Raw genomic sequence first — 7,347 nt, 5'->3', positions numbered from 1 at the left:
ACAGCCTCTTCAGCTACATCGACCTACGGCTTATGCGGTGGGCTCGGAGAAAGTACAAGCGGCTGCGGCAGCACAAGCGACGTAGTGCGGAATGGCTACGCAAGGTGAAGTCCGCCCACCCCTGGTTATTTGTCCACTGGCGTGTCGTCGGGGTATCGGTTGGATAGCGGGAGCCGAATGAGTCGAGAGGCTCACGTTCGGTTGTGTGTCGAGGTAAGGCTGGCGTGTTCAGCAGGAGATAGACCTGCCGGAGTAGAAGTCAGAAGCTCCGTAGCTGGGATAGCAGGGTGGCGGGGAACCAAGACTCTGAAGCCTATCGACAACCGTCTCCTTGGGGGACGTGCGAGTCATCGGGCCGTAATGAAGATGAACGTGGATGTGGCCTCGAAAGTGAATAGATCCGAGGGCCGAGCCCGCAACCGAGAGGGTGAAGGCAGCATGGGTAGCCGAATTCTGACCGACACGGCTGCGCCACTTCGGCGGGGTGGAAGCGACGGCACGATGACAAGGGCATGCTAAGCAACTGGAGAAGCCCTCCTCGCCCCGGCGCGAAATCGTCGGAGCAAGGTAGGTCCTATAACCGGCGAACCCGGGAAATGGACTGAAGGCGAGAGGGTGGCGGATGGGTCCGTATTAGCGGTGAAACCGGGTAACGCTGGTGGAGCGAAGGGGCCCTGCTGTTTGTAACGTCCTCGACAACATGGGAGGCAAGGACGAGATGACAAAGGCGTCCAGCAGTTTGCAGGACCTGAGGCGGGGAATATACGTCAAGGCGAAGGCTGAACCGTCCTGGCGTTTCTGGGGTTTGTACGTCCATGTCTGCAAGATGGAAACGCTGCTCGAAGCGTATGCGTTAGCCAGAAGGAACAATGGAGCGCCGGGTATCGACGGCGTGACGTTCGAGGCCATCGAGGCGCAAGGTGTGGTGAGCTTTCTTGCGCAGATACAGGGCGAACTGATTGGGCGTACCTACCGGCCACTGCGGGCACGGCGACAGGAGATACCGAAGGATGGGGGCAAGGTCCGCATCCTTTCGATTCCTGCTATCCGCGACCGTGTGGTCCAGGGTGCGCTCAAGCTCATACTGGAGCCGATCTTCGAGGCAGACTTCCAGCCGGGGTCGTATGGCTATCGCCCAAAGCGTACTGCGCATGAAGCGGTGCAGCGAGTGGCGACGGCAATTGTTCAGTGGAAGACCCGAGTCATAGATCTTGATTTGCGCGCCTACTTTGACACCGTGCGGCATCATCTGCTGCTCGAAAAGGTGGCGCGTCGGGTCAATGACCGGGACGTCATGCATTTGCTGAAGCTGATGCTGACGGCATCGGGTAAACAAGGCGTTCCGCAAGGCGGGGTGATTTCGCCACTGCTCAGTAACGTCTACCTCACTGAGGTGGACCGGATGCTGGAGCGGGCGAAAGAATCCACGCGCAACGGGAAGTATACCTACGTCGAGTATGCCCGCTTCGCCGATGATCTCGTCGTGCTGATCGATGCACACCCACGCCATGACTGGCTGCTGGGGGCGGTAAGCAGGCGACTCCGGGAGGAGTTTGACAGGCTACAGGTCGAGGTGAACGAGGAGAAGAGCCGCACCGTGGATCTGAGATGCAAGGAGAGTTTCGGCTTTCTGGGGTTTGACTTCCGTCAACTCCGCAGCTTCGGGACACGGGCGTGGCGAGCGCACTACACGCCGAAGCTGAAGAAGCGTACGGCGTTACTGCGCAAGCTCAAGGAGGTGTTCCGGCGATACCAGTCACAGCCGGTCAATCGGGTAGTCCAACTGATTAATCCGGTGCTGCGGGGCTGGGTGCATTACTTCGCTATCGGGGACTCCAACGAGTGCTTCAACTTCATCAGGGACTGGGTGGAAAAGAAGATTCGGCGCCACATGGGGCGATCCCGGAACCGACGGGGCTTCGGTTGGAAGCGGTGGAGTAGGCGTTGGCTGTATGAGGAACTGGGGCTGTTCAATGGCTACCGGGTCCGCCGTACCGTCGCACCGAAAGCGCGCCCGGCATGATAGGTCCCATAAACCTTGACGTGAAGCAAACAGGAGAGCGTAGTGCGGGAAAACCGCAAGCTGCGTTCGACGTGGCGGGAGCTGGAAACGTGACTATGGCAGCCGGACTGAGGACCACCGCGAAAGCGGTGGAGAGACCACCGGAGCCTACCGTGCGCGCGCCAGTTCTCGACCCTACCTGCGAGAGACTCGGGGTGCAACTCCCCGGGTCTACTCACCTCGTTATAGCCGTGTCCAGGATCGGTTTTTGCTCACGCAAGTAGTTGTGTCTACCGGCTCGGGATGTACCGAAAGCCTGATCGCGTTGCCCCGCGCGCCTGACCTCATCTCCATGGCGGTAGATAGACGTGTGGCGAGCGACGCGTAGCGCCGGTTGCCCCGCATCGTCGCGTCGCCAGTTCCGGGCCACGCGCGAGCGCATGCGAGGCATGCGTGTGTCGCAGCCAGTGCATGAGGGCCGCCCGGGATTCTTGAATATCAGAAGCTTCAGATATTCGCTTTTACCCACACCGCTGAATTAGGCGAAGCCCGGGCACGGCGATCGCGCCCCGCATTGCTGCGGCGGGGTTGTGCAAGATCGACAGGGTCGCAAAGGTTCGCATAATGTCCTGAACTTTTCCTACCGGCCATGATGGCCGGCAAGGAGAAGACGATGACGCATCCGGAACAGTTGCGCGGGACGGAACATCCCGAAGCACGCTTGCCATCAATTACGACCGCAGTTCAGTTTCTGAGCGAGTTTGATTCATACCTCGGCGCCGTCAGGGGGCTGGCACAAGGCACCCGAAGGAAGTATGGCCGGTTCGTTCAATGCTTCCTGGATGGGTGGTGTGGCGACAGTCCGCCGAATTGGCGAGACCTTTCAACCGAACATTTCCGCACATACCTGCGTCAAGAATTCTCAAGCAGGAAGCGGCGACCATCGAGTTCACCGATCGTCGCGCTGCGCGCAATGTTGCGCTTTCTCGCCGTCAGGGAATTGACGCAGCCCGGCCTGGAGGAAACGCTTCCACGAATTCGGCGTTGGCGTCATGCGACGCTTCCGCCGCGTTTGTCGTGCACCGATGTCGATCGGCTGATCAAATGCGTGGGCGATGCTGCAACGTTTCAACCATTGCGGAATACGGCGATAGTGCTGTTGCTCGCAAGAACCGGGATGCGTGCTGCCGAAGTCGCTCGCCTCAGTCTGGATGACGTCGACTGGGCCTGCGGCGTCATTCATATCCGTGAAACCAAGACCCGTCGTGACCGTGACCTGCCACTATCCCGAGACGTGGGCCACGCCTTGCTGGCATACCTCAAACGGGAGCGTCCTCCATCATCCTACAGGACGATATTCCTGCAAGCGACTCCACCGTCGCAGCCATTCGCCGACTCGAGCGCGATTTCCAAGATCGTCCGGCGAGCCCTGGTTCGATCGGATATCGCTCCCGCGCGCGGCGCAGCACATCTGATACGCCATGCCGTCGCAACGACCATGCTGACACGCGGATCGAGTTTCAAAAACATCGCCGATGTGCTCGGTCATCAATCCCTTCAGTCAACAGCCATTTACGCGAAACTGGACCTATTATCGCTGTCGCGTATCGCCATGCCGTGGCCGGGAGACGGTCATGAACGGTGAGGAACTTCAGGAGCTGCTGAGCCGCTACGTTGAGCACCGCAAGTTGCTGGGTTACCGGCAAACCCATAGCGGAACCCTCGCGCGCTTCGTTCACGACTTTGTCCACGATCGCCCTGGTGAATCGATAAAGACCGCTGATGTCCTCGAATGGATCACGCGGGTTCGTCGTGCGCCGCCGAGCCAATCAGCAATGCTGAGTATCCTGCGTGGGTTTCTGATCTTTGTAAAGGCTGTCGATCGAGAGACTTCAGTTCCCGGGCCACACCTGCTGTCAACCCCACGTCGCAATCCGCCGTACATCCTGAGCACGGAACAGCTGCAATCGATCCTGAGTCTGGCGACGAAGGCTCGCCCGCGAGGTGGTCTACGGTCTTCTACCTACGTCGCAATGTTAGGTTTGCTTGCCAGCTCCGGACTACGCGTCGGAGAAGCGCTACACCTCAGGGCGGTCGACGTGCACCTTGAGGAAGAGCCGCCCCATGTCGTTGTTCGCGAAACTAAATTCAAGAAGTCGCGCATCGTAGCCTTGCACCCAACAACCGCAGATCATCTGAGGCAATACGCGGTCCGACGGGGACACAAGTGCCATGCGAGGCGGGCACCGATGTTTTTCGTCACAGATTGGGGACAACCGCTCGATCATGATTCCCTTGGGCGGTGGTTTGCGCGTGCAACGGCGAAACTCGGATTGCATCTACCCGATGGACGACGCCCGACCTTGCACTCCTTGCGCCACTCGTTCGCCGTTCATCGGCTCACACGATGGTACGAAGATGGGGCCTCGGCAGCAGAGCTCGCTCCGACGCTCTCCGTCTACCTCGGCCACGTCAGCCCCAGAGAAAGCTACTGGTACATCTCTGCAACACCTGAACTACTGGGCAGCGCATCGGACCGCTTCCGCGTGTTCGCCGCCCTGGGAGATTGATCATGAAGTACGCCGATGCACTTGTTGGGCCACTGCTCCAGGAATTCTTCATCAAGCATCTGCTGACGCATCGAAACGCCAGCCCACAAACCCTCTCGAGTTACAGCAATGCCTTTCGCCTCCTTCTCCGGTTCATCGCCACCAAGATGAATATCCAGCCGGTTGCGCTTAAGCTCGATCAGCTAAATCCGGCAGTCATACTGGCATTTCTCGACAGTCTTGAGGTTGAACGCAACAACACGGTGCGATCTCGCAACGCCAGACTGGCAGCCATCCATTCCTTCTTTCGTTGGGTCGCCATATCCAGACCCGACTTCGCCGGGCTATCCACGTCCGTGCTGGCCATTCCCACCAAGCGCACGGATCGCCGTTTGATCTGCGCGTTGTCACGTGCCGAAATTCAAGCGATTCTTGGTGCCCCCGACCTCTCGACGTCGTGCGGACGACGTGATCACACGATGTTGCTGACGATGTACAACACGGGTGCACGAGTTTCAGAGATTACGTCAATGGCGTGCAGCCAGGTCGAACTGGGCATTCGTAGCAGCTTCGTGCATCTCTACGGGAAAGGACGGAAAGAGCGCTGCGTCCCGCTCTGGGCCAGGACCGCCGATGCGATCAGGAAATGGATGCGAGAACAGGATTCAGCGCCGACGGCGCATCTGTTCACCAATTATCGTGGTGAGCAACTGACCCGTAATGGCGTCGACTGCATCCTGCAGAAGGCGATTGCCGGCGCCGTGCTCGCCTGTCCGAGTCTGTGCCAAAAACACATCTCGCCTCACGTTATAAGGCACGCGACGGCGACCCATCTGTTACAGGCTGGCGTCGACATCAGCGTGATCGCACTGTGGTTGGGCCATGAAAGCATCGACACGACGCACATTTACATGGAGTCCAATCTTGCCCACAAGGAAGAAGCGCTCGGCCACCTGCGACCTGCCGGACAGCGAACACCACGATTCCACGCAACTGACAAGGTCATAGCGTTCCTCGAAACGCTCTGATTATGTACATCGCGATGGCTGGGGTTGGAGGCTGTAGAAGGCCCTCCGGCCATTGCTTCGCCTATTTTCAGGGTGTGGGTAATCGCAAAATTTTCGCCAAAGAAGATCTAATACCTTGATTGGGAAGAGAAATTTTGAGACGGCGGGCGCCGTGTCGAATACTGTGTGTCTCGCAAGATCGAACCCGAGGACGGCAGGCGCAAAGTGCCTGCACTCGACCCACAGCCGCTGTTCCCGCTGGACTTGGCGATGGCCGTTTTCAGCGCAACAAACGCCATTCAATCGCTACTTTTTGTTGTCGCTAAATTGCAGTCGTTGACGGCCCTGAGAATCGATCACCTTCGACTTTCACAACAAGCACCGACGAAGCTATGGCCCCGAAGTCCGCGCGGAAATGCACCGAGCTCTTGAGCGCCAGAATGTGCATGGTCGCCGGGTCGATGCCCATGTGTTGGAAGATCGACTGATCGGCAGCCTGCATGGTGCGTGATGAGACGATGACGCGCACATCGGTACCGCAGATGCATAGCAATGCCATTGGACCGAGATCGATCGGGGCGCCGCGCCACATCGGGCCCGTGCCGGTAAAGCGCCCGTCAGACAAGCGTTCGACGACGAAATCCGCAGTCAACGGCACGCTGCCGGCGACCGCTGCGCGTCCGCCGAGATCGATACGCAGGATACGCCGTTCGCCCACTTCGTGCGCCGCGCCGGCAGCGTGCGCATCACAGACGATCGCCGCCACCGCGCGGGTTGCCTGTTGCTCGACGAGCGCGCGCAGGATCGTCGTCGTGTCGGATGCCGCACCCGCGCCAGGATTGTCGTCCGTATCGCACAGGATGACCGTCTCGCCGGGCGCATCGGCGAGCCGCCGCAGCGCCTCCGCGACTGCGGCGGCGGGCGCAAACGGCGCTTCGGTGAATCGATCACGCTGCGCCTCGATCGCCTGAGCGAACTGCACGGCGATGCGCCGTACCGACGCGCCGTCGTCACCATAGATGAGTACGCTCTGCTGGCGACAGGTCACGTCCGCAAGCAGGAAGCCGCTCGCCCACGACGTCGACGCCAGTTTGTTATCTACCTCAATCTGTTCGAGTCGCGCCATCAACGATGCGGCAGGCTCGACAAGCGTGCATTGCGCCGTTAGTGGCGCGACGAACGCGACTTCGCTCATCGCTTTAGCCCACGGCTTCCCGCGAGCGATGCGTTCGATCAGCAGACGCGCCGCGCGCGCGCCCGTTTCATCCATGTCAATGTGCGGATAGCTGCGGTACACCACCATCGCGTCGCACAGCACGAACGATCGCCGGCTCACGTTGGCATGCAGATCGAGGCTCACGACGATCGGCAACGCTTCGCTAACGCGCGCGCGAATGCGAGCGAGCAGCTCGCCTTCAGCATCGTCGTGCGAAACCGTGGCCATCGCGCCGTGCAGGTCGAGGTACAGGCCGTCGATTGGACCAGCCTCCAGCAGGCGCGCGATCAATTCGTCGGCGAGTGCATCGAAGGCATCGTCTTCGACGCGGCCGGACGGCGTCGCCGCTGCCCACATCAGGGGCACCACATGCGCCGCGCCCACGCGTTGATCCCCGGCGAGCGCGGCGATGGCGCCGCTCACCGGCAGATTCATCGCGCCGAGCACCGCGCCAATCTGCTGTCCCTTCTGCCAGCCGGGCCAGCCGCCTCCCACGATAAACGCATCAAGGGGCGTCGTCGCAGCGCTCGTGTTGGTCTCGTGCTGAATACCTCCGACAGCGATTCGCATGTT

5 protein-coding genes are annotated in these 7,347 nt (G+C 60.1%); 4 read left to right on the top strand and 1 reads right to left on the bottom strand.

Going from position 1 to position 7,347, the window contains the following annotated elements:
* The first annotated feature begins 700 nt into the window (after positions 1-700).
* The 4 genes from ltrA (at position 701) to AB4Y42_RS40010 (ending at position 5,579) form a co-directional block, all read left to right on the top strand.
* Positions 701-2,023, top strand: a complete 1,323-nt coding sequence (gene ltrA, locus AB4Y42_RS40025; RefSeq protein WP_368697370.1) for a group II intron reverse transcriptase/maturase — start codon at positions 701-703, stop codon at positions 2,021-2,023.
* 652 nt (positions 2,024-2,675) lie between these two features.
* Positions 2,676-3,647 carry a tyrosine-type recombinase/integrase gene (locus tag AB4Y42_RS40020; protein WP_368697369.1) on the top strand — a complete coding sequence of 324 codons (972 nt, stop codon included), beginning with the start codon at positions 2,676-2,678 and terminating at the stop codon, positions 3,645-3,647.
* Positions 3,637-4,572: a tyrosine-type recombinase/integrase gene (locus AB4Y42_RS40015; RefSeq protein ID WP_368697368.1), complete on the top strand. Its 936-nt coding sequence runs from the start codon at positions 3,637-3,639 to the stop codon at positions 4,570-4,572. The genes AB4Y42_RS40020 and AB4Y42_RS40015 overlap by 11 nt, the downstream gene beginning before the upstream one ends.
* A 2-nt stretch (positions 4,573-4,574) precedes the next feature.
* Positions 4,575-5,579, top strand: a complete 1,005-nt coding sequence (locus AB4Y42_RS40010; RefSeq protein ID WP_368697367.1) for a tyrosine-type recombinase/integrase — start codon at positions 4,575-4,577, stop codon at positions 5,577-5,579.
* Positions 5,580-5,880: 301 nt separating this feature from the next.
* On the opposite strand, the gene AB4Y42_RS40005 is transcribed toward AB4Y42_RS40010, so the two are convergent.
* Positions 5,881-7,344: a M81 family metallopeptidase gene (locus tag AB4Y42_RS40005; RefSeq protein WP_368697366.1), complete on the bottom strand. Its 1,464-nt coding sequence runs from the start codon at positions 7,342-7,344 to the stop codon at positions 5,881-5,883.
* Positions 7,345-7,347 lie beyond the last annotated feature (3 nt).

Source organism: Paraburkholderia sp. EG286B (genome assembly GCF_040965655.1).
Classification (GTDB): domain Bacteria; phylum Pseudomonadota; class Gammaproteobacteria; order Burkholderiales; family Burkholderiaceae; genus Paraburkholderia.
The sequence above is the reverse complement of the archived record's forward strand: the minus strand, read 5'-3'. Positions and strand labels throughout refer to the sequence as shown.

Bases quoted from the DNA above. Each gene is read 5' to 3' on its own strand.
- ltrA (WP_368697370.1), top strand. From the start codon at position 701: ATGGGAGGCAAGGACGAGATGACAAAGGCGTCCAGCAGTTTGCAGGAC.
- AB4Y42_RS40010 (WP_368697367.1), top strand. From the start codon at position 4,575: ATGAAGTACGCCGATGCACTTGTTGGGCCACTGCTCCAGGAATTCTTC.
- AB4Y42_RS40005 (WP_368697366.1), bottom strand. From the start codon at position 7,344: ATGCGAATCGCTGTCGGAGGTATTCAGCACGAGACCAACACGAGCGCT.
- AB4Y42_RS40015 (WP_368697368.1), top strand. From the start codon at position 3,637: ATGAACGGTGAGGAACTTCAGGAGCTGCTGAGCCGCTACGTTGAGCAC.
- AB4Y42_RS40020 (WP_368697369.1), top strand. From the start codon at position 2,676: ATGACGCATCCGGAACAGTTGCGCGGGACGGAACATCCCGAAGCACGC.